Origin of the sequence: Litoreibacter ponti (assembly GCF_003054285.1) — a bacterium.
Lineage (GTDB): Bacteria > Pseudomonadota > Alphaproteobacteria > Rhodobacterales > Rhodobacteraceae > Litoreibacter > Litoreibacter ponti.
The window spans coordinates 329,356-353,160 of sequence record NZ_QBKS01000001.1; the positions used below are offsets into that span (position 1 = coordinate 329,356).

27 protein-coding genes and 2 tRNA genes are annotated in these 23,805 nt (G+C 64.8%); 14 read left to right on the top strand and 15 right to left on the bottom strand.

The features are described from left to right. Positions 1 to 47: 47 nt before the first annotated feature. From C8N43_RS01745 to C8N43_RS01755, 3 genes are all read right to left on the bottom strand, one after another. Positions 48 to 1,040, bottom strand: a complete 993-nt coding sequence (locus C8N43_RS01745; RefSeq protein ID WP_107843973.1) for a TRAP transporter substrate-binding protein — start codon at positions 1,038 to 1,040, stop codon at positions 48 to 50. Between the two features lie 206 nt (positions 1,041 to 1,246). After that, positions 1,247 to 1,321 (bottom strand) — tRNA-Asn (locus C8N43_RS01750). Between the two features lie 70 nt (positions 1,322 to 1,391). Next, entirely contained in the window at positions 1,392 to 2,303 is a 912-nt protein-coding gene (locus tag C8N43_RS01755) for an MBL fold metallo-hydrolase (RefSeq protein ID WP_107843974.1), read from the bottom strand. A gap of 41 nt (positions 2,304 to 2,344) precedes the next feature. Here C8N43_RS01755 and C8N43_RS01760 point away from each other — a divergent pair, with 41 nt between their 5' ends. After that, positions 2,345 to 3,664, top strand: coding sequence for an ATP-binding protein (locus tag C8N43_RS01760; RefSeq protein WP_107843975.1), 1,320 nt, complete (start codon positions 2,345 to 2,347; stop codon positions 3,662 to 3,664). Here C8N43_RS01760 and C8N43_RS01765 read toward each other — a convergent pair. Beyond that, complete coding sequence (locus C8N43_RS01765) at positions 3,661 to 5,448, bottom strand: hypothetical protein (RefSeq protein WP_107843976.1); 1,788 nt, start codon at positions 5,446 to 5,448, stop codon at positions 3,661 to 3,663. The genes C8N43_RS01760 and C8N43_RS01765 overlap by 4 nt on opposite strands. Continuing rightward, the gene (locus tag C8N43_RS01770) at positions 5,438 to 5,689 is read right to left on the bottom strand and encodes a hypothetical protein (protein ID WP_107843977.1); all 252 of its coding nucleotides are present in this window, start codon (positions 5,687 to 5,689) and stop codon (positions 5,438 to 5,440) included. The genes C8N43_RS01765 and C8N43_RS01770 overlap by 11 nt, the downstream gene beginning before the upstream one ends. Positions 5,690 to 5,874: 185 nt before the next feature. Between C8N43_RS01770 and C8N43_RS01775 the strand changes: the two genes are divergently transcribed. Continuing rightward, positions 5,875 to 6,108 carry a hypothetical protein gene (locus C8N43_RS01775; protein ID WP_107843978.1) on the top strand — a complete coding sequence of 78 codons (234 nt, stop codon included), beginning with the start codon at positions 5,875 to 5,877 and terminating at the stop codon, positions 6,106 to 6,108. A gap of 1 nt (position 6,109) precedes the next feature. On the opposite strand, the gene C8N43_RS01780 is transcribed toward C8N43_RS01775, so the two are convergent. Continuing rightward, positions 6,110 to 7,042, bottom strand: coding sequence for a sterol desaturase family protein (locus C8N43_RS01780; protein WP_107843979.1), 933 nt, complete (start codon positions 7,040 to 7,042; stop codon positions 6,110 to 6,112). A gap of 30 nt (positions 7,043 to 7,072) precedes the next feature. Continuing rightward, positions 7,073 to 7,149: transfer RNA gene (locus C8N43_RS01785), tRNA-Ile, on the bottom strand. Between the two features lie 109 nt (positions 7,150 to 7,258). Between C8N43_RS01785 and C8N43_RS01790 the strand changes: the two genes are divergently transcribed. From C8N43_RS01790 to rnd, 4 genes are all read left to right on the top strand, one after another. Further along, positions 7,259 to 7,717 (top strand): ABZJ_00895 family protein, encoded by a 459-nt coding sequence (locus tag C8N43_RS01790; RefSeq protein WP_107843980.1) that lies wholly within the window; start codon positions 7,259 to 7,261, stop codon positions 7,715 to 7,717. 72 nt (positions 7,718 to 7,789) lie between these two features. Further along, on the top strand, positions 7,790 to 8,839 hold the full coding sequence (gene purM / locus C8N43_RS01795) for a phosphoribosylformylglycinamidine cyclo-ligase (protein WP_107843981.1): 1,050 nt from the start codon (positions 7,790 to 7,792) through the stop codon (positions 8,837 to 8,839). Beyond that, the gene (gene purN, locus C8N43_RS01800) at positions 8,836 to 9,426 is read left to right on the top strand and encodes a phosphoribosylglycinamide formyltransferase (RefSeq protein ID WP_107843982.1); all 591 of its coding nucleotides are present in this window, start codon (positions 8,836 to 8,838) and stop codon (positions 9,424 to 9,426) included. Before purM ends, purN begins: the two co-directional genes overlap by 4 nt. A gap of 105 nt (positions 9,427 to 9,531) precedes the next feature. Beyond that, complete coding sequence (rnd, locus tag C8N43_RS01805; protein WP_107846196.1) at positions 9,532 to 10,692, top strand: ribonuclease D; 1,161 nt, start codon at positions 9,532 to 9,534, stop codon at positions 10,690 to 10,692. Here the strand turns inward: rnd and C8N43_RS01810 are convergent. Continuing rightward, positions 10,689 to 11,147, bottom strand: coding sequence for a hypothetical protein (locus C8N43_RS01810; protein ID WP_107843983.1), 459 nt, complete (start codon positions 11,145 to 11,147; stop codon positions 10,689 to 10,691). The genes rnd and C8N43_RS01810 overlap by 4 nt on opposite strands. A 134-nt stretch (positions 11,148 to 11,281) precedes the next feature. Between C8N43_RS01810 and C8N43_RS01815 the strand changes: the two genes are divergently transcribed. Continuing rightward, entirely contained in the window at positions 11,282 to 11,689 is a 408-nt protein-coding gene (locus tag C8N43_RS01815) for a SufE family protein (protein WP_107843984.1), read from the top strand. A gap of 47 nt (positions 11,690 to 11,736) precedes the next feature. Here C8N43_RS01815 and C8N43_RS01820 read toward each other — a convergent pair whose 3' ends face one another. The 4 genes from C8N43_RS01820 to C8N43_RS01835 all read right to left on the bottom strand — a co-directional run bounded on the left by C8N43_RS01820 (position 11,737) and on the right by C8N43_RS01835 (position 13,956). After that, entirely contained in the window at positions 11,737 to 12,366 is a 630-nt protein-coding gene (locus tag C8N43_RS01820) for a DUF1638 domain-containing protein (RefSeq protein ID WP_107843985.1), read from the bottom strand. Then, the gene (locus C8N43_RS01825; protein ID WP_107843986.1) at positions 12,356 to 12,547 is read right to left on the bottom strand and encodes a hypothetical protein; all 192 of its coding nucleotides are present in this window, start codon (positions 12,545 to 12,547) and stop codon (positions 12,356 to 12,358) included. Before C8N43_RS01825 ends, C8N43_RS01820 begins: the two co-directional genes overlap by 11 nt. 18 nt (positions 12,548 to 12,565) lie before the next feature. Then, the gene (locus C8N43_RS01830; RefSeq protein ID WP_107843987.1) at positions 12,566 to 13,177 is read right to left on the bottom strand and encodes a glutathione S-transferase family protein; all 612 of its coding nucleotides are present in this window, start codon (positions 13,175 to 13,177) and stop codon (positions 12,566 to 12,568) included. A gap of 74 nt (positions 13,178 to 13,251) precedes the next feature. Further along, entirely contained in the window at positions 13,252 to 13,956 is a 705-nt protein-coding gene (locus tag C8N43_RS01835) for a corrinoid protein (protein WP_107843988.1), read from the bottom strand. Positions 13,957 to 14,104: 148 nt separating this feature from the next. Between C8N43_RS01835 and C8N43_RS01840 the strand changes: the two genes are divergently transcribed. Then, complete coding sequence (locus tag C8N43_RS01840) at positions 14,105 to 15,187, top strand: PA0069 family radical SAM protein (protein WP_107843989.1); 1,083 nt, start codon at positions 14,105 to 14,107, stop codon at positions 15,185 to 15,187. A gap of 4 nt (positions 15,188 to 15,191) precedes the next feature. Here C8N43_RS01840 and bmt read toward each other — a convergent pair whose 3' ends face one another. From bmt to C8N43_RS01855, 3 genes are all read right to left on the bottom strand, one after another. After that, positions 15,192 to 16,205, bottom strand: a complete 1,014-nt coding sequence (bmt, locus tag C8N43_RS01845) for a betaine--homocysteine S-methyltransferase (RefSeq protein ID WP_107843990.1) — start codon at positions 16,203 to 16,205, stop codon at positions 15,192 to 15,194. A gap of 52 nt (positions 16,206 to 16,257) precedes the next feature. After that, entirely contained in the window at positions 16,258 to 18,126 is a 1,869-nt protein-coding gene (locus C8N43_RS01850) for a phosphatidylglycerol lysyltransferase domain-containing protein (RefSeq protein ID WP_146174143.1), read from the bottom strand. Positions 18,127 to 18,267: 141 nt separating this feature from the next. Further along, positions 18,268 to 18,582, bottom strand: a complete 315-nt coding sequence (locus C8N43_RS01855; RefSeq protein WP_107843992.1) for a DUF1476 domain-containing protein — start codon at positions 18,580 to 18,582, stop codon at positions 18,268 to 18,270. 164 nt (positions 18,583 to 18,746) lie between these two features. Between C8N43_RS01855 and purC the strand changes: the two genes are divergently transcribed. The 6 genes from purC (at position 18,747) to C8N43_RS01885 (ending at position 23,789) form a co-directional block, all read left to right on the top strand. Beyond that, entirely contained in the window at positions 18,747 to 19,508 is a 762-nt protein-coding gene (gene purC / locus C8N43_RS01860) for a phosphoribosylaminoimidazolesuccinocarboxamide synthase (protein WP_107843993.1), read from the top strand. Positions 19,509 to 19,551: 43 nt separating this feature from the next. Continuing rightward, the gene (locus C8N43_RS01865; protein ID WP_146174144.1) at positions 19,552 to 19,929 is read left to right on the top strand and encodes a hypothetical protein; all 378 of its coding nucleotides are present in this window, start codon (positions 19,552 to 19,554) and stop codon (positions 19,927 to 19,929) included. A gap of 12 nt (positions 19,930 to 19,941) precedes the next feature. Then, positions 19,942 to 20,172: a phosphoribosylformylglycinamidine synthase subunit PurS gene (gene purS / locus C8N43_RS01870; protein ID WP_107843995.1), complete on the top strand. Its 231-nt coding sequence runs from the start codon at positions 19,942 to 19,944 to the stop codon at positions 20,170 to 20,172. Then, complete coding sequence (locus C8N43_RS01875) at positions 20,172 to 21,209, top strand: zinc-dependent alcohol dehydrogenase family protein (RefSeq protein WP_107843996.1); 1,038 nt, start codon at positions 20,172 to 20,174, stop codon at positions 21,207 to 21,209. The genes purS and C8N43_RS01875 overlap by 1 nt, the downstream gene beginning before the upstream one ends. Positions 21,210 to 21,224: 15 nt before the next feature. After that, positions 21,225 to 21,893 carry a phosphoribosylformylglycinamidine synthase subunit PurQ gene (purQ, locus tag C8N43_RS01880; RefSeq protein ID WP_107843997.1) on the top strand — a complete coding sequence of 223 codons (669 nt, stop codon included), beginning with the start codon at positions 21,225 to 21,227 and terminating at the stop codon, positions 21,891 to 21,893. Positions 21,894 to 21,995: 102 nt separating this feature from the next. After that, positions 21,996 to 23,789 carry a sensor histidine kinase gene (locus C8N43_RS01885; RefSeq protein ID WP_211308551.1) on the top strand — a complete coding sequence of 598 codons (1,794 nt, stop codon included), beginning with the start codon at positions 21,996 to 21,998 and terminating at the stop codon, positions 23,787 to 23,789. Positions 23,790 to 23,805: the final 16 nt, after the last annotated feature.

Here is a 23,805-nt window from a genome sequence, read left to right on the forward strand (position 1 = left end):
ACAGGCGGCCCTCGGGTCGCCTGCTTCAAATTCCAGGGGCATAGGTGTCAGGACCCTGAATCTGTACCAATGGCGTCAAGAACCTTTTGACCGGCTTCCCCCGCCGCTTCGAGGTATCCGTCGATCACGGGTTGGGCCACCTCTTTCCATGCGGCAAGCTCGGCGTCGCTCAATTCGACGACGGTCATGCCGTTCTCGACCGCGGCGGCATAGGCGTCGGCTTCGATCTGGCTCATCCGGTCGCGAACGTCATCCTGGGCGAAATTGGCCGCGTCACGGATATGCCCCTGCACCTCGGGGTCGAGCCCGCTCCACCAGTCACTGTTGACCACGACCACGAATTCGATGTTGGCGTGATTGGTCTTGGTGATCGTGTCCATGACTTCCCACAGCTTGCGGGATTTCACACCCGACACGCCCGTCATGCCCACATCGACCGTGCCGCGCTGGTAGGCAAGGTACTGCTCGGAGCCGGAGATCAGCGTCGGCGCGCCCCCGGCGGCGGTGACGAAATCGCCCAGTGTCTTGCCGAAGACCCGCGCCTTCTTGCCCTTCATGTCCTCGGGCGTGCGGATCGGGCCGTCCTGGCTCAGCAGGATAGCACCGCCATAGGCCTGCCAGTACAGAACCTCGCCACCGGTCTTGGCGATCTCGGCCTCGAGGATTTCGCGCACCGGTGATCCCTCCGCCACGGCGGCGCGCACCTTTTCTTCGGTGTTGAACAGGAACGGCATATAGAACACATCGACGACCGGCGCGTCGCCCACGTAGCGCGTCAGCGAGGCGACACCGGCCTCAATCGCGCCGGAGCCCACGGCGGCGGGCACTTCCTTGTCCTTGTAGAGCGTCGCGCTGTCGTAAATCTCGACATCGATGGCGCCGCCGGTGCGCTCCTCCACCTCTTTTTCGAAGAGGGTCAGGTTCTCGCCCAAATGGCTGGTCAGCGGAAGCTGCAGAGAAATGCGCATCTTTTCCTGCGCGATGGCTGTGGTGCCAAGCAATGACAGGCTCGCAGCCGCGAGTATGGCCTTGTGAAACATTGTATCCTCCCAGAAATGTCGGCTCACAGGATTGCCGAGCGATCGGGTTTTGGCAACAGGCTTGATCGGGGGCATCAGGCGGTGATCGATGCCGTGCGCGTGGCTCAATCTTGCGCAGTTCTCGGCAAACTTCGGATGGACCCCCGCAGACCAAGAAAAACAAGACGCCCGTTAGAGGCCTAACAAACTGATCGGATTTGGGAAATTGGCTCCGGCGGTAGGGATCGAACCTACGACCAATTGATTAACAGTCAACTGCTCTACCGCTGAGCTACGCCGGAACGGTTCGCGCCGTATAGCAAGCGCGATTTGGGTCGTAAAGGGATTTTCTGCGAAAAAATCGACCGCCTGTCAGACCAGCTCGAAGGAGGCCACGAGGCTCAGTTTTCCCACCGGGCGGACGCGCTTTCGCAGGCTCAGATCGATGAGATGTGCGACGACATTTCGCTCGGCGGCGGGCAGCAGGGCAGGGTCCACATCGATGTAGATTTTGCGCGTCAGCCCCTCGGGCGTCAGGGCGCCGCCCGCCAGCGCGTCGAGGATCTGCGCCTCGCGCATCTGCCGGTGGGCGAGCAGCTCCTGCACTCGGGCCGCAGGCTCGTCAATTGGCGCGCCATGGCCGGGGTAGTAGACCGCGTCGCCCTCGCGCGCGGCCAGCCGGTGCAGCGAGGCCATGAAATCCGTCAGGTGCCCGTCGGGCGGGGAGACCATCGACGTGGCCCAGCCCATCACCAGATCACCCGAGAACAGCGCACGCCCCTCCGCCCAGTGGAGGCAAAGGTGGTTGCCCATATGGCCGGGCGTGTGCAGCGCCTCAAGCGTCCAGTCGGTGCCGCGCAGCTGCCCGCCATCGGCAAGCGACCGGTCGGGCATGAAGGTCTCGTCGACCCCCTCGCCCCCACCCATGTTTCGAAATCCGTCCATCACCGGCGCGCGGCCCGCGCTGCTGCCGCCAAAGCCGTGCACCGGCGCATCGGTGATCTGGGCCAGCACCATGGCGAGGGGCGAATGGTCGATATGGGAATGGGTGACGACGATGTGGCTGATCCGCTGATGCGCCTCCAGCGCGTCGAGGATCGCTTGCAGGTGCGCGTCATCGGGCGGGCCGGGGTCAATCACGGCGATATCGCGAGTGCCCAGAAGGTAGGTGTTGGTGCCGGTGTAGGTCATCGGCGACGGGTTCGGCGCCAGGATGCGCCGCAGCCCTGGCGCAAGCGGCACCGGTTTGCCCGGCACGGGCGCGTTCTTCGCATCTGCGGCCATCGCCCTTTTCCTTTGCACCTGCGCAGCTTACGGTCCTGACCATGGCACGGTTCTCGATCAAACGCTACCTTCCGCGCTCGCTCTACGGGCGGGCGGCGCTGATCCTTTTGGTGCCGGTCGTGACCATCCAGTTGGTCTTCTCCGTGAGCTTCATCCAAAGGCTCTACGAGGACGTGACCCGGCAGATGACCGAGAACATATCGGTCGAGCTGCGCGTTCTTCAGGGACTGGTGGAAAGCGCCGATGATGTAGCGGCCGCCAGCGCTGCGCTCACCCCCATGGCACAGGCGCTGGAGATGCAGGTGGTCTTCCCGGGCGATGTGGTCGAAGAGCGCCGCCGCGTCTGGGACCTGTCCGGCCGGGTGATCCGCGAAACGCTCGCGGAACGCTTCGACGGGCTCGCGGCGGTCGATCTGGTGAGCCGCGACAAGACCGTGCATGCCACGCTGGAGACCACGAAAGGCCCGCTCGAGATTTCCTTCCCGCGCCGCCGGGTGTCGGCGTCGAACCCGCACCAGTTGCTGGTGCTGATGCTGTTTACCACGATCCTGATGACGATCATCGCCTACCTGTTCCTGCGCAACCAGCTCAAGCCGATCCGAAGGCTGGCCCGCGCGGCGGAGGCGTTCGGCAAGGGGCGCAACGAGCGCTACTACCCCGGCGGCGCGGTGGAGGTCCGCTCGGCCGGAAACGCATTTCTCAACATGCGCGCGCGCATCGAGCGCCAGATTGAGCAGCGCACGCTGATGCTCTCGGGCGTCAGCCATGACTTGCGCACGCCGCTCACGCGGCTGAAGCTGGGCCTGTCGATGCAGCCCGAGAATACCGAGATGCAGGACATGATCGGCGATGTCGACGAGATGGAACGGCTGATCGACAGCTTCCTCGAGTTTGCCCGCGCCGAGGCGCAGGAGGAGCTGGAAAAGGTCGACCCCACCACGCTTGTCGAGGAACTGGTGCACAATGCGCGCCGGGCGGGCAAATCGGTGGAGCTGACGGGCGCGCCGCCCGCAGGTCAGCTCGTCAAGCTGCGGCCCATGTCGGTGAGCCGCGCCACCGAGAACCTGATCAACAATTCCGTGCGCTACGGCAAGCGCGCCGAGGTGTCGCTGGAATTGCTCGAGAAATCCCTGCGCATCACGGTCGAAGATGACGGCCCCGGCATCCCGGAGGCACAGCGTGATCAGGCGATGAAGGCGTTCTCCCGGCTCGATGCTTCCCGCAACCAGAATGCGGGCAGCGGCGTGGGGCTTGGGCTTGCGATTGCCGCCGATGTGGCGCGCTCCCACGGTGGCACGCTGCGCCTGGGCGACAGCGAAGGCCTCGGCGGCCTCAAGGCAGAGCTGGTTCTGCCGCGCTAATTCAGCAGCGTGTAGTGGCCCGCGATGGTGACCGTCGCCGCGCCGTCCCAGCCGTCCGGCACGTCGATGCTGATCGTCTCTTGCGGGTTCAGCCGGACGTCGCGGGCCAGCGTTCGGGTCTCGCCGCTCTCATGGGTCAGGGTGATCTCGCTGATGTAGGAGATCTCCGGCTCGCGCTCGGACAGGTGCAGCACCGTCGTGCCCGCGGGGATCGCCACCGTGTCGGCCTTGGCCAGCTCCGGCGCGTGCGCGCCGACCAACACCTGGCCGTGCTCCAGCGTGGTGCCGCTGGCCGTCTCAAAGGCGAGGAACGGGCAGGACCCGGTCTCAAATCCCGCCTGGGTCAGCGCCGCAAAGCGCGGGGTCTCGCGCACCTGATGGCGGGTCGTGCGGTTCGTCAGCGGGTTGAAGGTGGTCAGGCTTTCCAGCCCGAGCACATCGCCGAAATAATAGGTCGGCGTCGGGGTGATATCGACCGGCGGGGTCAGGCCCGCCAGCGTCGCGCCTGCGCCTGCAAGCGTGTCCGGGGCAGGGCGGGACAGCTCTGGCAAGGCGGTGCGCGCGGCATCGAGCGCCTCGTAGAACCCCTCGCTTTGCGATCTCAGCGGTAGATTCCAGGACCACGGCGGGTTCTTGCTGCGGTCCTGGTAGCGGAACTCGATCCGAAGCGGCAGCAGGTAGCTGTCGCCTTCCACCAAGGCGGGCAGGTTCGCCTTTTGGCTGCGTTCGCGCTGCAGGTCGAAATCGGCGCGCAGCCCCGTGTCGCGATCCGCAAGCAGCCCGATCTCGGTGATCCGGATCGAGGGCGAGATCGGCTCGATCACCGCGACCATGACTTCCATTTCGCGCGGCAAGGCCTTGAACCCAAGGGAATTTCCGTCCTCGCCACAGGTTGAATTGCGGGTATATTCCCCGATTTTCAGCAAGAAGTCCGCCGGGAAGCCTTCCCGGGTGATCTGGCGCAACAGCGTGTAGCTTTTCGGCGTCGCGTTGCGCCAGTCGCGGGCCGTGACGCGCGGCATCGCAAATTCCAGCTGCTCGGCCGTCTTCAGGGGGGCCTTGGCGGTATCCACCGCATCAAAAGCCTCAACCATGTCGCGCAAGCCGCGGAAATAATTCTGAAATTCGGCCTCGTCGATAAAGCGCACCGGGGTCAGGGCAAAGGCTATGGACTGCATCAGCTGATCGACATCCCCGTCCTCGACGAACAATTCGATATCGTCGATCAGGAACGGGTCGAGCTGCGTGTTGGCGTAGCAATACGCGTAATTCGATGGCCAGACGCCGTTCAGGAAGAACTCCGAATAGGCCTTGGCGTCGGGCCACAGGATCTGGCGGTTGCCCGCCCACATCGGGAAGGGCACGCCAAGCGCGCGCCGGTCGATGAAGTCGCTCTCGAAATCGTCGGGGCCCAGCGGGGTGCTGACATTGAGGAAGGCCGTCTCGTCCTCCTCGGATTGCGGGATTGGCAGCATATCGGTGCCAAGCTCCAGCAGCGCCATCATCTGGTCATGCACGCCCGCGCGCAGGATTTTGGGCTTGCTGCCGACGACCGAGGTCAGGTTCTGGGTGCTCAGCCCCGTGCGCACAAGGTTCAGCGACTGCGCATCGAGCCAGACATAGCTGATACGAAAGCTGTCGCCGCAGGTGCCACGCTCGACATTGACCGTCGCGTTCTCCCCGATATTGGCGATGTTGATCGCGCAGTCGCCCCCGATCTGCACCTGCGCCGTGGTCGGGGTCGCCAGGCCCAGCAGGGCGAGGCAGAGCGCCCTAATCCACATTGACCGACCCGCTGACATTGTTGATGTTGATGCCCCCCGACTGGATGCCGCCGCCATCGGTCAGGATGACGATAATGGCGATGGACCAGATCAAAAGCAGCGTGATCACGAGCAGGCTGAAGGCCTGCTTGCGGCTCAGCCCGGGCAGTTTCACCTTGGAGATGACCTGCTTGTAGAGCAGATAAAATATGCCCAGCACCAACCCGGTGGCACCCAGCAGCTCGGCCAGTTTCTCAAGCACTTGTCTAAAATCCCTTTTGGCCTCAAGTCTGGCGCGCCGGACCCATCCTGTCCAATGAAAAAAGGCCGCTGAGCGGGCCACGGGAATAAAGCTTGACCGATGCCGGGTCTTGCGCCGAAGCTTGCACGCAGGGTCAAGGCGGCGTGTGTGTGTGCGTCCGCTGCCCTTGGGGAAAGGGACAGATCATGAAAAATCTATTCATCTCGGCGGCCTTGGCGGCCTCTTTGGCCGTTGCAACCGTGGGCGACGCCCATGCGGGCGTCACGCCCGCTCCAGCTCCATCCAGCAGTTCCGGCAACAACGACGTTGTCATCGCCGTCTTCGTGCTGGCACTCGGCGCGCTGATCTTCGGTCAGGGCTTTGGCCAGCAGCAGCGCAAGGTGAAGACGCAGAAGAACGAGAAGACGTCCGAATACTGATCTAGCGTTTCGGCCGCGCCCGGGGGCGCAGCGCCTCGATCGTGTCGGTGATCGGCACGATCAGGGCCGCGGCGAGCGAGCCGTGGCGCTGCTCCAGCGCGCGGCCATCGGCATCTGCGATGCCAAGGGCGAAATCCTCTTCGCCCTGCGGTACGTAGAGCGTGCCGAACATCCAGTCCCAGATCGCGAGGTTCTCGCCGTAATTCTTGTTGTGATGGCGCGGCTCGCGGGAATGGTGGATCTGATGCTGCGCGGGCGAGATCAATATGCGCTCCCACACGGGCCCGAAGCTGACCCAGATATGCGAGTGCCGGAAATTGGCCGTCAGCATCGCGAGGATGAAGAAGAAGCTGTTCACCCCGGCGATCTGCGCGCCCGTGAACTCCGCCCCAAGGGCCAGCAGCAGCATGCCCTGCGCCACCCCGAACACGGCGCCTTGCACCACCGTGACCAGCACGCTTGCCAGCGGGTGCTGGCGGTAGGCGGTCACCGGCGTCAGCACTTCGGCGCTGTGGTGAAGCGCGTGCAGCGGCCACAGGATGCGCGTCTCATGGTGGACGCGGTGGACCCAATACAGGATGAAATCGCTCAGCACGAAGATCGCGGCGGCCATCAGCCACGGGTTGATCTCGCGGGAGGGCGCGTCCTGCGTCCCCGCAATCGCGGCGGCAATCACGGTGGTCACGGCGATCTTGTTGAACAGCCCGAAGAACGTGATCAGGCGGCCAAGCGCGAACAGCTTCAGATCCAGCATATGCGACGGGTGCAGGTAGATCGCGCGCGGCATCAGCCAGGCCCAGAAGCCGCCCTCCGGCCTGCGCCAGCGATAGAGCGCATAAGCAATCACGGCGGCCACCAGCAGGTATTCCGGCGCGACGATCACGTCGGAGCCAAAGAAAGAGGCATAGAGCCGTGCGGGGTCGATCCAGTCCATAGGGGTCAGACTACCCGGAATTTCGGCGATTGGTAGGCCCGGCAGGACTTGAACCCGCAACCAAAGCGTTATGAGCGCTCTGCTCTAACCAATTGAGCTACAGGCCCGCCGGGAATGATGGCTACCAGAGTCCGCGCGGGGGTCAAGTCCAAGCGCGCAGTTGCCCCGGCGAAAACCGCCCGCTAGGACGGTGCAGACCAACACGAGGGAGACACCATGACCACCGCAGCCCTTCTGAAACGCTACGCAATCGTGGCCGCGATCACCTTGGTGGCGCTTTTGATCCTCGCCATCGTGCTGGAGAGCTATTTCGGCCTCGAGATCGGCAGCGGCGGCTCCATCGTCGGCGCGCTCGTGCCCGCGCTCGATGCGGGGCAGAACTACGCGCGCCAGACCAAATCAAAGCCCGAGAGCGGCTACATGTGGAAGATGGCCGCGCTCTTCGTGCCAATCAATGCCGCGATTGGGGCCGTGCTGTTCCTGCTCATCGCCGCCGTGTTCGGTGGCCTTGGCGATATCGCGGCCGTGTTTGCCGAGCTTGGCTTCGGCATCACGCTGGTGATCGTCGCGGTGATGTTCGTGATCTACTGGCTGGCGGGGCGCTTCTTCATGGGGTTCGGCGCGAAGAATGAGCTGAAGCTGCAGGAAAAGCTCGCCGCGAAGAAGGGCGAGTAGAGCAGGGCCATGGACAGGCGCGCGCGGGCTTGCTAGGTCGGCGCAACCCTCACCTGCTGCCGGAACCCCGCCATGACTGACACGCCCAAACACGGTCTCACCTATGCCGAGGCGGGGGTCGATATCGACGCCGGCAACGCGCTGATCGACCGGATCAAGCCTGCCGCCGCCCGCACCAAACGCTCCGGCGTGATGGAAGGTCTGGGCGGCTTCGGCGCGCTGTTCGACCTGAAAGACGCAGGCTATGCCGACCCGATCCTCGTGGCCGCCACCGACGGGGTGGGCACCAAGCTGCGCATCGCCATCGACACCGGGCATTATGACACGATCGGCGTCGATCTGGTGGCCATGTGCGTCAACGATCTGGTGTGCCAAGGCGCCGAGCCCTTGATGTTTCTCGACTATTTCGCCACCGGCAAGCTGGACCTCGACGCGGCTACCGCGATCATCAACGGCATCGCCGCGGGCTGCGAGGCATCGGGCTGCGCGCTGATCGGCGGCGAGACCGCCGAGATGCCGGGCATGTATGCGCAAGGCGATTTCGACCTCGCAGGCTTTGCCGTGGGCGCGATGGAGCGCGGCTGCGGGCTGCCCACGGGCGTCAAGGCGGGCGACGTGCTGCTGGGTCTGGCCTCCGACGGGGTGCATTCCAACGGCTATTCGCTTGTGCGCAAGGTTGTCGAGCAGTCGGGCCTTGGCTGGGACGCCGACGCGCCCTTCGCCGAAGACTCGCTGGGCCAGGCGCTGCTGACGCCTACTCGGCTTTACGTCAAATCGGCGTTGGCCGCGGTGCATCAGGGCGGCGTGCATGCGCTGGCCCATATCACCGGCGGCGGGCTGACCGAGAACCTGCCGCGGGTCCTGCCCGAAGGTCTTGGGGCCGAGATCGACTTGGGCACATGGGAGCTGCCGGGGGTCTTCTCGTGGATGGCGTCAAGCGCCGGCATCGCCGAGGCAGAGATGCTCAAGACCTTCAATTCTGGCATCGGCATGGTGCTCGTTGTCGACGCCCACGCCGCTGAGGCCACGACCATGATCCTGCAGGACCATGGCGAGACGGTCTTCCGCATCGGTGCCATCACCCCGGGCGAGGGCGTGCGCTACTCCGGCAAGCTGCTTTGAAGAAAGTCGCCATTCTGGTCTCCGGCGGCGGCTCGAACATGGTGGCGCTGTGCGAGAGCATGGTGGGTGATCACCCGGCGCGGCCCGTGCTGGTGGCCTCGAACGACCCGGGCGCCAAGGGGCTGGATCGCGCCGCGGCGATGGGCATCAAGACCGGCGCGGTGGATCACAAGCCCTTCAAAGGCGACCGGGCCGCGTTCGAGGCGGAGCTGGTCAAGCTGATCGACGCCGAAAGCCCCGACATCGTGTGCCTTGCGGGCTTCATGCGCGTGCTGACCCCGGGCTTCGTGAACCGATACGCCGGGCGGATGCTCAATATCCACCCGTCGCTCTTGCCGAAATACAAGGGCCTCAACACCCATGCCCGCGCGCTGGAGGCGGGCGACCGCGAGGCCGGGTGCTCCGTCCATATCGTCACGCCGGAGCTTGATGATGGCCCAATCCTGGGCCAGGCGCGCGTTGCCGTGGCGGAGGGCGAGACGCCGGAGAGTTTGGCTGCCAAGGTGCTGACCCAGGAACACCGGCTCTACCCGGCGGTGCTGCGCCGCTTCGCCCAAGGCACGCCGGGGATGCTGGTTCTGGACTGATTACTTCCCTTTCGCGCCCAAAGCGCCTAAGACTTATGGCGGCCGGAAGGGGCGGCCGCCAAGAAAAGCAACAACAAAGAATACCCGACCTCTATGCCATCAAACATCATCACGATCACCACCACCGAAGCGCTGGCCGCCTTCTGTGAGCGGGCCCGAGAACACCCATACGTCACCGTCGACACCGAGTTCCTGCGCGAGCGGACGTACTATGCCAAGCTCTGCCTGATCCAGCTTGCGGTGCCGGGCGACGACCGCAACGACGCGGTGCTCGTCGACCCGATCGAAGGGTCCGAGATGTCGCTGGAGCCGCTCTATGACCTGTTCCGGGACGACAGCGTGGTGAAGGTCTTCCACGCCGCCCGTCAGGATCTGGAGATCTTCTTCGTCGAGGGCGGGGTCATCCCCGCGCCGCTTTTTGACACGCAAGTCGCCGCCATGGTGTGCGATTTCGGCGAGCAGGTCGGCTACGAGACGCTGGTGCGCAAGATCGCGAAGGCCTCCGTCGACAAGTCGTCGCGCTTCACGGACTGGTCCCGCCGCCCGCTGTCAGACGCGCAAAAGCTTTACGCGCTCGCCGATGTGACCCATCTGCGCGACATCTACGAATACCTCTCCAAACGGCTGGAGCGCACCGGTCGCAAGCCATGGGTCGAAGAAGAGATGGCGGTGCTGCGCGCGCCGGAGACCTACAAGGTCGATCCCGATCACGCGTGGAAGCGCGTGAAGGTGCGCACCAATGCGCCGAAATTCCTCGCCCTCGTGCGCGAGCTGGCCCGGTTCCGCGAGGCCCATGCGCAAGAGCGCAATATCCCGCGCAACCGGGTGTTCAAGGACGACGCGCTGCTTGAGCTGGCCTCGACCAAGCCGAAGTCAGAGCGTGATCTGGGCAAGTCCCGCCTGCTTTTGCGCGAGGCGCGCAAGGGCGCGATTGCCGAAGGTATCCTGAAGGCGGTCGATGCGGGTCTCAATTGCCCGCCGGAGGACATGCCGCAGGTGCCGCCCGCCCGCGACCGCTCCGCCATGAACACGGCGCTGGCCGATCTGCTGCGGGTGATGCTGAAGGCCAAGGCCGAAGAGGTCGGCATTGCGCAAAAGCTCATCGCCACGGCGTCCGATCTGGACGACATCGCGCTTGGTCAGCGCGATGGGTTGGCGTTGCAAGGCTGGCGCGGTGAGGTGTTCGGCCACGACGCGCTGCGGCTTTGCGATGGGAAGCTCGCGCTGTCCTGCGACGGCAACGCCGTCAAAATCATCGAGATTTAGCGGCGCACCGCGCGGCGGTTGCTCTGCCCGATCACCGTGATCGTGCGCACCGTGGCAAGCCTGCGGTTCGACACCGCAGCGCCCGCGATGATCTCGCGCGATTGCACCGTGCCCTGGCGCGTGCGCACCGGCGGTGGGGCTACGCGGAACTCATAGGTCAGGGTCGTCGGGTCCTCGATATCGACCTCGACCAGCTCCGCGTCCCAAAAGCCCTGTACCGGCGGCAGGCCCACGGTGCGAATGATTGCGCCCTCTGGCGTCGGGTCCACCTGCAACGAGGTCACCTGGGCCACGAACTGGCGCGGGTCGTTGATGAAGCGCTCGTCGACAACCTCGGCCTGTTCGTCGCGGTCGCGCCCGAACCAATTGAACGGGTTCAGCCGCGAGTCTGCCACGCGCCCGCAGGCGGTCACGGTCAGACAAAGCGCCAAAATGGCCAAAACGCTGCGTGTCATATCTGGAAAACCCCTGCGTGCCCCTGCTTTTCTTCCTGAGTAGCGCAAGCCAGCCCGCTTGAAAAGTGGCCGCGGCTCTGGACGCGAGGGGCGGGGGGGATTAGGTGACGGATCAGAGCAGGAGACAGCACGCCATGGCGCAGGAAAGCTTTGAAGAGATTGTCGAAACCTTCGAGTTTCTCGACGACTGGGAGGACCGCTACCGCCATGTCATCGACATGGGCAAGGCGATGGACCCGCTCGACGACGCGTTGAAAGTGCCGGCCACCAAGGTGGATGGCTGTGCGAGCCAGGTCTGGCTGCACCCCAAGATCGAGGATGGCGTCTTCACGTTTGAAGGCGAAAGCGACGCGATGATCGTGCGCGGGCTGATCGCGGTGCTCAAGGGGCTCTATTCCGGTCTGCCCGTGGCCGAGGTCGGCCGCGTCGATGCTGTGGCCGAGCTTGGCCGTCTGGGCCTGAACGAGCATCTCTCGGCCCAACGCTCCAACGGCGTGCGCGCCATGGTCGACCGCATTCGCACCGTCGCCGCGAGCGCGTAACCAAAGTCTTCTGAAGACTTTGGGCCAAACTTTTCTCAAAAGTTTGGCTAGCTCTGAGCGGCAAGCGCGGTTTCCAGATCCCCGTAGCCGGTAAAACGGTACTCGTAGTCGAGCCCAAGTGCGCGGGCGCAGTCCCGCGCTTTGGCCTCGAGCGCCGGGTCGCAGGTCTGCGCCTGGTAGACCAGCTTTTCGTAATGCGCGAAATACATGTCGCGCAGCTCTGGATGCCGGTCGAGCCCCAGGGGCTTGGTGACGAACGCATCAAACTGGCGCACCAGAAAATCCGTGAGGTAAAACGCGGTGAACTCGTCGCGCGCGGCGAAGGCCGCGTTGCCCTCGAAGAAGCTGTAGCAATGCGGGCCTTCGACCATCTCGACCCCCATCTCGTCGCAGGCGGCTTTGAGCAGCCCGCCGGTGCCGCAATCGGCATAGACCACGAAGATCGTCTGGTAGGTCTCGCGATGCTTCTCCACCGCCTCCCGCACGGCAGGCACGATCTTGTCAGGCGTGTTGTGCAGGATCGCGGGCAGGCAGGCGAGCGTCATGTGGTCCCAGCCATTCGCGTCCTTGAGCGCCAAAATCTCGCGCGCCAAGGCCCCGCAGGCCAGCAGCAGAACCCGACCGGGCCCATTAGGGACGAGCCCAGCATCGCGCAGGGTGGCGTCGTCAGGGATCATCCCGCTCGAGCCTTTTGTGCAGCCCGCGGATCACCAGCCCCGCCAGCATCGCAACCGGCAGCAGCACCGGGATCAGTTGGCCCGCTTGGCCCTGGGGCTGCATCTGGGCGAACAGGAACACGGTGACCCCCGCGGCGGTGATGACATAGGCCAGGATCAGGGCAAGGCGGGTGAACGGCATGGTGGCTCTCCTTTGCCCCTATATATGCAAAGCGATGGCTTTTTCGACCGCGGGCCGGGCCTCCATCGCGCCCATATGCGCGCGCAGCGTGGGGAAGGGGGCCAGATCGACCCCGTCGCCCTCCAGCCAGCGGGCGATAGTGTAGAGGTAAATGTCCGCCGTCGAATACTGCGCGCCGAGCACCCATGGTCCGCGCAGGTAGTCGCGCTCGATCAGCGCGGCATTGTCGGTCATGTTCTCCGTCACCTTCGCCTGCATCGCCTTATGCGCCGCCGGATCATCCGCCCAGCGGCTGCCGCGCATCTTGTGGGCGTGGTTCACATGCATGGTCGCGGCGAGAAACAGGTGCAGCTCCGCCACCTTGGCACGGGCCCACATGTCGCCCGGCATCAAGCCAGCCTCCGGCGCCATCTCGGCGATCAGCCCCAACATGGCGGAGGTCTCGGTCAGGATGCCGTGATCCGTCTCCAGCGCGGGCACACGGCCCTTCGGGTTGATCGCCAGATAAGCCTCCGTTCGCTGCTCGCCCGTGGCGAAGTCCACCCAGACCAGATCAAATGCAAGCCCGCTTTCCTCAAGCGCGATATGCGCTGCCAGCGCGATGGTGCCTTTGGCAAGATGCAGGCGCATGGGACGATCCCTCCAATTGAAAACGGGCCCACTCTGGGGCCCGCATCCGTCGATATCAAGCGGCGATCAGGCGATCAGCCTGCGGCCAGCTGGTTATGCTTGCGGGCCATGAACTCTTTCGCGGTCTCTACCGCCACGGCCGCGTCGCGACAATAGGCGTCGGCGCCGATGGCTTTGCCGAACTCTTCGTTCAGCGGTGCACCGCCCACCAGCACGGTGTAGTCGTCCCGGATGCCCTTCTCGACCATCGTGTCGATCACCACCTTCATGTAGGGCATCGTGGTGGTCAGCAGGGCGGACATGCCCAGGATATCCGGCTGCTCGGTCTCGAGCGCCTCGAGGTAGGCCTCGACCGCGTTGTTGATCCCAAGATCGACGATCTCGAAGCCCGCGCCCTCCATCATCATCGACACCAGGTTCTTGCCAATGTCGTGGATGTCACCCTTCACGGTGCCGATCACCATCTTGCCCATGCGCGGCGCGCCGGTCTCGGCCAGCAGCGGCTTCAGGATCGCCATGCCGCCCTTCATCGCGTTGGCCGCCAGCAGCACTTCCGGCACGAACAGGATGCCGTCGCGGAAGTCGTTGCCGACGATGGTCATGCCGCCCACCAGCGCCTTGGTCAGCACATCATAGGGCTGCCAGCCGCGCTCCAGCAGGATGTTCGTGCCCTCTTCGACTTCCTCTTTCAGGCCGTCATAGAGGTCGTCGAACATCTGCGCGACAAGCTCTTCATCGTCGAGCTCGGAGAGGATGATATCGTCTTCTTCGTCAGACATGGGCGTGGTCTCCTGGGGGCGCCGCGGCGCGTGTATTGGGGACGAGATTGGCCAAAGGGTCGCATCCCCGCGCGACAGATTGCGACACGGCAAAAGACACGACCGACTTGGGATTGTGAATGTTCTTCTTATGTTCTAGCCTGTGGGGATGCAGCAGGGCGACTTCATCCACAGGGATCAGCGGCGGGGCAGGGCGGCGGCCAGCAACCGGACGAACCGCTTTGAATCCTTGACAAAAACCGCCATCGACGACGGCTGGGATATCGTCGAAGAGCTGCCCGTCCTGCGCACGGAAGTGCGCGACGAGACGATCACCAGGATCATCTCGCGCAACAGCTCGCCCGATCTGGGGTTTGACCGCTCGATCAACCCCTATCGCGGCTGCGAGCATGGCTGCATCTACTGTTTTGCGCGGCCCAGCCACGCCTATCTTGGCCTGTCGCCCGGCCTTGATTTCGAGACGCAGCTGATCGCGCGCCCCGGTGCGGCCGCCCGGCTGGAGGCGGAGCTGCGCAATCCGCGCTACCGGCCCAAGCTGATCGCCATCGGCACCAACACCGACGCCTATCAACCGATCGAGCGCGACCGCGCGATCATGCGCGAGATCCTCGAGGTGCTGTCCTCCTTTCGCCATCCCGTGGGGATCGTCACCAAGGGCGCGCTGATCGAGCGCGACATCGACATCCTGGCAGAAATGGCCTCCGCCGGGCTTGCGCGCGTCGGCGTGTCGGTGACGACGCTGGACCCCAGGATTGCGCGGGTGATGGAGCCGCGCGTGCCGTCGCCCGCCCGCCGTCTCAAGGTGATCGAGCGGCTGTCGCGCGCGGGCATCCCGGTGCGCGTCATGGCCTCGCCGATCATTCCCGGCCTCACCGACCCGGAGATCGAGGCGATCGTGCAGGCCGGGGCCGATGCGGGGGCGACGGCCGCCTCGGGCATCGGCTTGCGTCTGCCGCGCGAGGTAGCCCCGCTGTTTCGCGACTGGCTCGAGGAGCACTTCCCGATGCGCGCCGCCCGTGTCATGGCGCGGGTGCGCGAGATGCACGGGGGCAAGGATTACGACCCAAGCTTCGGCACGCGGCTCACGGGTACGGGCATCTACGCCCAGCTGCTGCGCGACCGCTTCAAGCGGGCCGCGCGCGCGGCGGGGCTTGCGGCGGACCTTGCGCCGTTGCGCTGCGACCTCTTCACGCGGCCTGTCCGGTCGGGGGATCAAATGAGCCTCTTTTGATGCCTCAGACGCGCGCGCGCCGTCGCGTGCGCCGCGCTTGCGGCGCGTTGCCATCGGTGCCGTCGCTGTCGGACGAAAACCCGCCCAAGGCCGCTTCAATCGCGGCCAGAGACGGGCGGGGGCCTTTGGGCCGGCTCTCCAGCGCCGCGCGCATCTGGCTCAGATGCTCTGGCGTCGTGCCGCAGCAGCCGCCGATTATCGTGGCGCCCGCGTCGCGCGCCAGGCAGGCATACTCCGCCATGAGCTCGGGTGTGCCGTCATAGTGGATATGACCATTGTGAAACTTGGGAATGCCCGCATTGCCCTTGGCGATGATCGGCGCGTTTGCGTCCTCGAACCCCAGGATCGTGCGCAGCAAGTCCGACGCGCCGACCCCGCAATTCGCGCCGAAGGCCAATGGCTTTTGCGGCAACCGCCGCGCCAGCTGCGCCAGCGCCTTGGAGGTCAAGCCCATCATCGTGCGCCCGGCGGTATCAAAGCTCATCGTCGCGCACCACGGCATGTCGGCCAGCTTCGCGGCCTCCGAGGCCGCCTTCAGCTCTTCGGGGGCGGATATCGTCTCCGACCACAGCACATCCGCGCCGCCCGCTTTCAGCCCCTCGGCCTGCTCGTGAAACATCTCGACCGCCAGCTCGTGGGTCAGGGTGCCCATCGGCGCCATGATGTCGCCCGTCGGCCCCATGGAGCCCGCGACAATGACCGGGCGACCCGCCTTGTCGGCCACCGCGCGGCCGATCTCGGCGCCCGCCTTGTTCAGCTCATGGACCCGCGATTGTGCATCATGCAGCTTCAGGCGCGAGGCGTTGCCGCCGAAGGTGTTGGTCAGGAACAGGTCCGAGCCCGCCTCGACCGCCTCGGAATAGAGCCGCGTGATCTTCTCGGGCTGATCCACATTCCATAGCTCAGGCGCGTCGCCGGAACTCAGCCCCATATTGAATAGCTGTGTGCCGGTGGCACCATCGGCCAGAAGCCAATCGCGGGTGGCCAGAAGTTGCGTCAAAGCATCGGGAGAGGGCATGGGGCCACCTTCAAAAGAACGGACTGCGTCACTGCACCGTCTGCCATGCGGGCTAATTTGAAGCAAATTCATAAAGATCATAATGATCTTGAAGCGTGTGCATGTCTTCCGGGTCCGTGTCCTCGTGGATCAGCCGATAGATCTCGAACGCACCCAGCATCAGGCTCGCGGTGGACGGGGCCGCGATCCACTCGTCGCGCCAGTCCGGCGCGAAGCTCGATTTGAAGCGGCAGAGGCCCTTGGAAAATGTCTGCCTTTCATAAAACCATTTAAAACCTCGCTCGACCCAGCTGGCAGCTGTCCCATCGATCAGAAAGGGCACAGAGCACAGCGATAAGCATCTGATCCCTTTGGATTTTGCGTCCATCGCGGCGTGGGCGATCAGCGCATGCATCGTACCATCCGGCGCGGCGTCGCTGCTGCGCATCAGATCCAGCGTCCAGCGTCCGCCGTCGTGATGGAAGGTGACAAAAGCCACGGGAGCAGCATCAAGGCATGCCGTATAGATCTTTTGCCGCGCCACCATGCGGCGGTTGAGCCGGCCCATGGAAAACCCCAGCGGCGCTCCATTTCGCGCCTGCCATGTGGCGTCAATGTCGTGCAAATGCTTCCAATGCGGCAAACCGTCGACCACCTTCACCCCCGCCTTTTCCGCCTTGCGCAGTTTGCGCCGCAGCTCTGCGCGATCCGGTCCCTGCAGGGTGAAAACCGCAGGGTCCAGCACCGCGGCGCGGCCCACTCGGTGGGTCTGGAACCCCAGTGAACGGGAGGCCCGCGCGGTCTCGCCGGAGAATTTGTACAAGACCAGCCTGCGAAACCGCGCGCGCGCCTGTGTCAATCGATCCTCCATAAAGGCGCTGGCATCGCCGACAGGGTCGAACAGGATCAGCTCTGAATTCGTGGTCTGTCGCCCCAGGGCCGCGCCGCCCGGTACGGTCAGCACGCTCAGCTGACCCTGTTCCACCAAACCCGCGCGATGAGGCGATGCCTCGGACTCCGGCAAGACGCTGCGCGTCACGGTCGCGATCTTGCGCGGCGCGATCAGGCAGGCCCCGGCGATCAGGGCCGGTGCAAGGTAGTAGATCGCCCGATACCCCAGACAGGCCGCCAGAAGGGGTGTCGGATCGGCGGGGGCCAGCAGGGTGACGAGGCACAGCTCGAACGGGCCGACGCCCCCCGGCACCGTCGAAATCATACCGACGGCAAAGGCCACCAGAAACGCGACATAGAGCGTCATGAATGGCGTGTAACTTTCCGGCAGGAATACATAAATCACCGTTGCCGCGGCTAGCGTATCGACAACAGTCAACGCCACCACCTGTGCCGACATGCGCAGCGGCGGCAGAGGCAGCGTGTTCAGGTGCGACTTGCGCAGGCATAAGACTAAAAAACATAGGCCCGCCCAGAGGCCCAGAGCGCCCAGCCACCACAAGCGGGGTGGCAGGTCGGGAGCGCAGAGCGCGGCGATGCTCGCGACGATCACCCAGCCGCCGAAGAAACACGCGGTCACGGTCATTGTGATTTTCGTTGCCTGCCAGAGGTTTAGGCCGCTCTCTTGACCCAAAAGTCGCCAACGCACCAGCGCGCCGGTGAACAGCCCGAAGCCCAGTGTCTGCGCGATGGCAGTGGCTTTCCAGCCAATCGCGAACGCGTCCCGGCGGCGCAGCGGCAGGCCCATCCAGCGCGCGACGGCGACATCATAGCCGCCCACGGCCATCAGGCTGATCGCGGTGAACAGCGCAGCGCTTGCCCAGACCAGCGGCGGGAAATGCGCCACCAGCGTGAGAACCGCCGCCGGATCGACCTCCGCCAATTCCCGGGCGAGCAGCCAAAGCGCCGCCCCGGATGCTGCTACAAGTCCGGCCTGTCGCAGCCCCTGCCAAAGGCGCCTGCGCGCCGGGTCCATGTTGTGAGTGAACACCTGTCCGCATCCCTTGCCCTGTCCTTGGGCGCGAGGGTTACAGGTCGATCACGTCGATAGGCTTAACAGATAAAATGCCACGCAAAGAAAAAGCCGCCGGGCCCGGGGCGCGGCGGCTCGATGTTCCTTGATCCCGACGGCTCAGATCTCTTCCATGATCTGCGCTTTGGCCGCGGCCATCAGCTCGGCCATCTTGGCGCGGATGTCGGCCTCGCTCGCCTTGTCGCCCAGATCGCCGGAGACCTTGCGGAAGACGTCCTCGTCGCCGGCTTCCTCGAAATCGGCGCGCACGACCTCTTTGGCGTAATCGGCAGCGGCGTCGCCGTCCTTGCCCATCAGCTCTGCCGCCCACAGGCCCAAGAGCTTGTTGCGGCGCGCTTCCGCCTTGAACTGCATTTCCGCGTCATGGGCGAATTTGTTTTCAAATGCGTCTTCGCGGTCCTTGAAGTTGGTCATCGCCGGTTCCCCTTTCGATCCTGTTTCAAACAGATATGACCACCCGTCTGCACGAGCGCAAGGGGCTTTGCTTGTAAGGGCGCGGCGGGTGCCGTATAGCGACGCCAAAGGTGCTGCGTGAGTCCCACCCGCACCGGCGCGCACGCGCCATAAAGGAGAGCGGTATGGCCCGTCGCAAGAAGATTTACGAAGGCAAGGCAAAGACCCTGTACGAGGGCCCGGAGCCCGGCACGCTGGTGCAGTATTTCAAGGACGACGCCACCGCCTTCAACGCCGAGAAGCGCGACGTGATCGAGGGCAAAGGCGTGTTGAACAACCGCCTGTCGGAATTCTTCATGACCGGTCTGGGCGCCATCGGCGTGCCCACCCATTTCATCAAGCGGCTCAACATGCGCGAGCAGCTGATCCGCGCGGTCGAGATCATCCCGCTGGAGGTGATCGTGCGCAACTATGCGGCCGGCTCGATGGCCAAGCGCATCGGAATGGAAGAGGGTACGATGCTGCCGCGCCCCATCGTGGAATTCTCCTACAAGGATGACAGCCTCGGCGATCCGCTGGTGCCCGAGGAATACATCATCGCCCTTGGCTGGGCCTCGCAGCAGGACCTCGACGACATCGTGGCGCTGGCGCTTCGGGTCAATGATTTCATGTCCGGCGTCATGTACGGGGTGGGCATCAAGCTGATCGACTTCAAGATCGAGATCGGGCGGCAATACGAGGGCGATTTCCAACGCCTGATCGTCGCCGACGAGATCAGCCCCGACAGCTGCCGCCTGTGGGACATGGAAACCGGCCAGAAGCTCGACAAGGACGTGTTCCGCCGTGATCTCGGCAATCTGGCCGATGCCTACACGGAGGTTGCGCGCAGGCTTGGGGTGCTGCCCACGAACACCGCGCCGATGGGCAAGCCCACGTTGATAAATTAGCGCGATTTGACTAATCTGGCTCTCAGGGGAAGAGGGACCAAAGATGATTACTGGAGTGTTGCGGCGGATCACCGGGCTTTTTCGCAAGCCCTTGCTTATCGGCAGCCCGGAGGCCAACAAACTGGTGCTGGCGCAAATCGCGCAGCAGGGCGATGACGGGCTGTCTGAGCGCCATGTGCGCCATCTGGCCTACCCGATGCGCGATGCCGGGGCCAAGGATCGCTCGCATGTGGTGGATTTGTTCTCCGAGATCGGGCTGGACCCGTCGGAGGCCGCCATGCGGGGCGGGGTGATGGGCGAGCATCACGCCGCCGTTGCCACGCCGGAATTTGACCATCTCACCGGGCTGCTGCGCGAAACGCTCGAAGAGATGGGTTGGGAATATGACGGATGGGAATGTGCCATCCGGCGAGAGGGATAAGGAAGACCAAAGATGAAGGCTCGGGTTCACATCATGCTCAAGAACGGGGTGCTCGACCCCCAGGGCGAGGCGGTACGCCATGCGCTCGGCACGCTGGGCTTTGACGGCGTCGAGGGCGTGCGTCAGGGCAAGGTGATCGAGCTGGACCTCGCCGATGGTACCTCCGAGGAGACCGTGAAGCAGATGTGCGAGAAGCTGCTCGCCAACACGGTGATCGAAAGCTACGCGATCGAGATGGCCTGATGCGCGCGGCAGTCCTGCGCAGCTACAACGCGCCCCTGTCGATCGAGGACGTGCCAGAGCCGTCCTGCCCGGACGACGGCGTGGTGCTCAAGACCATGGCCTGCGGTGTCTGCCGCTCCGACTGGCACGGCTGGGTCGGGGAGCATCCCCGCGTAAAGCCCGGTCAGATCGGCGGGCATGAATATTGCGGCGAAGTGATCGAAGTAGGCGCGAATGCCACCTACAAGGTCGGCGACAAGCTGATCGCGCCGTTCATTCTGGCCTGCGGGACCTGTCCGAACTGCCGCCAGGGCGACCAGAACACCTGCGCAGACCAGCGACTGCCGGGCTTCATCGAGCCGGGCGCGTTTGCCGAATACGTGGCCGTGCCGCGCGATCACAACCTTGCACGCCTGCCGGTAAGCCTGTCGCCCACCGTGGCCGCGGGGCTGGGATGCCGCGTCACCACCGCCTGGCACGCCCTGACGGGCCGCGCGGCGTTGCAGCCGGGCGAGTGGCTCGCCGTCCATGGCACGGGCGGCATCGGCCTGTCGTGTCTGCTGCTGGGCGTCGCCATGGGCGCGCGCGTCGTGGTCGTTGATATCGTCGAGGAAAAACTGACCCACGCCAAGGGCTTGGGGGCCGAAGCTGCGGTGAATGCGACCGGTGGCGACACCGCCGCGCAGATCAAGGAAATCACCGGCGGCGGCGCGCATCTCTCGGTCGAGGCGCTTGGCCTGCCGGTCACCACCAACGCTTCCATCGAGTGCCTGCGCCCGCTGGGCCGCCACGTGCAGGTGGGCATGCCCGTCGGCCACACGGCGACGATGGAGATCAACATGAGCGCGGTCTACTTGGGCAATCTGGCGCTCTATGGCACGCGCGGCATGCCGTCGTGGAAATACCCCAGCCTGCTGGCGCTGATCGAGACCGGGCGCATCGACATGTCGCCGCTCATCGCGCGCGAAATCGGGCTCTCCGGCGTCTCGGACGAGCTGGCCGCCTTCAACGGGCCGACGCCGCCGGGCGTGGCCGTCATCACTGATTTTCTGAGCTAAAGGAGCGCCTTGCCCATGAAAGCCGCTGTCATCGTCTTCCCCGGCTCGAACTGCGACCGGGATCTGGCCGAAGGGTTCCGCGCCCAAGGGTTCGACACCCACATGGTCTGGCATAAGGACACGTCCTTGCCCGCGGGCCTCGATATCATCGGCATCCCCGGCGGCTTCTCCTTCGGGGATTACCTGCGCTGCGGGGCGATCGCCGCGCAGTCGCCGATCTGCCGCGCCGTGGTCGATTTCGCTCACAAGGGCGGACATGTGCTGGGCTTTTGCAATGGCTTCCAGGTGCTGTGCGAAACCGGCCTTCTGCCGGGGGTTCTGATGCGCAATGCAGGGCTGAAATTCGTGTGCCGCCAGCAGGTGCTCAAGGTCGAAACCTCCGACAGCGCGTTCACGTCGAGCTACAATTCCGGCGATGCAATCACTATTCCCATTGCCCACCATGATGGGAACTTTTCCGCCGACGCCGATTTGGTGGCCCGTTTGCGCGGCGAGGATCGCGTGGCGTTTACCTATGTCGACAACCCCAATGGCTCTGCCGGGGACATCGCGGGAATTTTAAGTGAAAACCGCCGTGTATTGGGCATGATGCCCCACCCGGAGCGCGCCTGCGAGCCCGCCCATGGGGGCACGGATGGGCAGGGGGTGTTCCGCTCGCTGGCAGGGGCGCTCGAACTGGCGTAATTCCGCCGAGGGCCCGTCTTGAGGGATCAAGGCCCCTCCCGTAGGCTGGCCGTCATGAAAACAACGCCACCATTTGTGGAATCGGCCAAACCGGTGCCCCCCATGACCGAGCTGCCGCCCGGCAGGCGCGGCACATGGATGGTGCGCGGCATCGTGGTGGGGCTGATCGCGCTGGCGGTGGGGATCATCTGGGTCTCCAACCTGTGGCTGACCGAGCGCTTTACTGAGACAACCCGCAACCGGGGCGAGATCCGCATCGCGCTTTACGCGAACGCCATCACGTCCGAGCTGCAGCGCAACCGGGTGGTGCCGCTGCTGCTGTCGCGCGACCCGGTGATGATCGCGGCGCTGAACTCCGACGACTACTCCGCCACCTCCCGCCGCCTGATCTCATTTGCCGAGGAAATTGGCGCCGCGGGCCTGCGCCTGTTCGACGAGAGCGGCGTCATCGTGGCCTCGTCGGACCGCAACGAGTTGGGCGCGGCCTTCCGCAACTCACCTTTCTTTGTCGACGCGCTGCGCACTAACGAGACCGTATTCAACGCGACGCAGCTCGAGAGCGGCGCGTTCCAGTTCACCTATGCCCGCCGTATCGAGAGCGAGAAGCAGGGCATCGGCGTGATCGTGGTGGATGTAGACCTGCGTCAGTTCGAGACCCGCTGGCGCTCCCCGTCCGAGGCGGTTCTGGTCACTGACAGCGAGGGCCGCACGGTCATCGCCACCGACCCACGCTGGCGTGGCAAGACGCTGGAGCAGGCGCTGGTCGATCAGACGCCGGACAGCGCGCTGCGCCGCGCGGTCGAGGCCACCGGCGGCTTCTTCGATATCTCGCCCCCCGATGCCTATTTCCGCGGCGAGGCGATGATGCAGATCGACGGGCGCGTGGCCTTTCGCGGCTGGCGGATCACGTCATTCTCGACCTATGCCAGCGTGCGCGAGCGTGTGAACGGCGTGCTCGCCATCGAGATCATGGCCTTCGCGATCCTGCTTGCGCTGGCCTTCTACGTCCTGTCGCGCCGCGCGCAATTGCAGGCGGGCTTCTTCCGCCGCGAAAGCGAGGAGCTGCGTGCCCTGAACCTGCGCCTGTCGCGTGAAATCGCGGAGCGCCAAAAGGTGCAAAAGAACCTTGAAGTGGCCGAGCAGTCGCTGGCGCAATCGCAAAAGCTTGCCGCCTTGGGCGAGATGTCGGCCGCCGTTTCCCACGAGCTGAACCAGCCACTCGCCGCGATGAAGACCTATCTTGCGGGCGCCAAGCTGTTGCTGCAACGCCGCCGCCCCGAAGAGGCGCAATCCAGCTTCCAGCGTATCGACGATCTGATCGAGCGGATGGGTGCGATCACCAAGCAGCTCAAGAGCTATGCCCGCAAGGGCGGCGATGATCTGGTCGAGGTCGATCTGCGCGACGCCGTGCGCGGGGCGCTGTCGATGATGGAGCCGCAGCTCAAGCGCGGCGACGTGCGCGTCGTCACGACCCTGCCGGACAGTCCCGTGCCAGTGCTGGGCGACCGTGTGCGCATCGAGCAGGTGATTATCAACCTGTTCCGCAACGCGCTTGACGCCACCAAGACCGTCGCCAGGCCCGAGGTCGAGATCCTGCTGTCAGCGGGTGAGACCGCGATGCTGATCGTGCGCGACAATGGCGACGGGATCACCAATCTCGATGAGCTGTTCGAGCCGTTCTACACCACCAAGCAGCCGGGCGAGGGGGTCGGGCTTGGCCTTGCGATCTCGTCGGGCATCGTGGCCGACCTCGGCGGGCGGCTCACCGCGCGCAATGGCCAGGCCGGCGGCGCCGTATTCGAGGTGCAGCTGCCGCTGCTCGGCCAGCCGTCCCTCAAGACCCAGCCGCCGCAGCCGCTGCCAGGCGCCGCAGGTACGATAGAAGCCGCAGAATAGACGAAGCATGACCCAA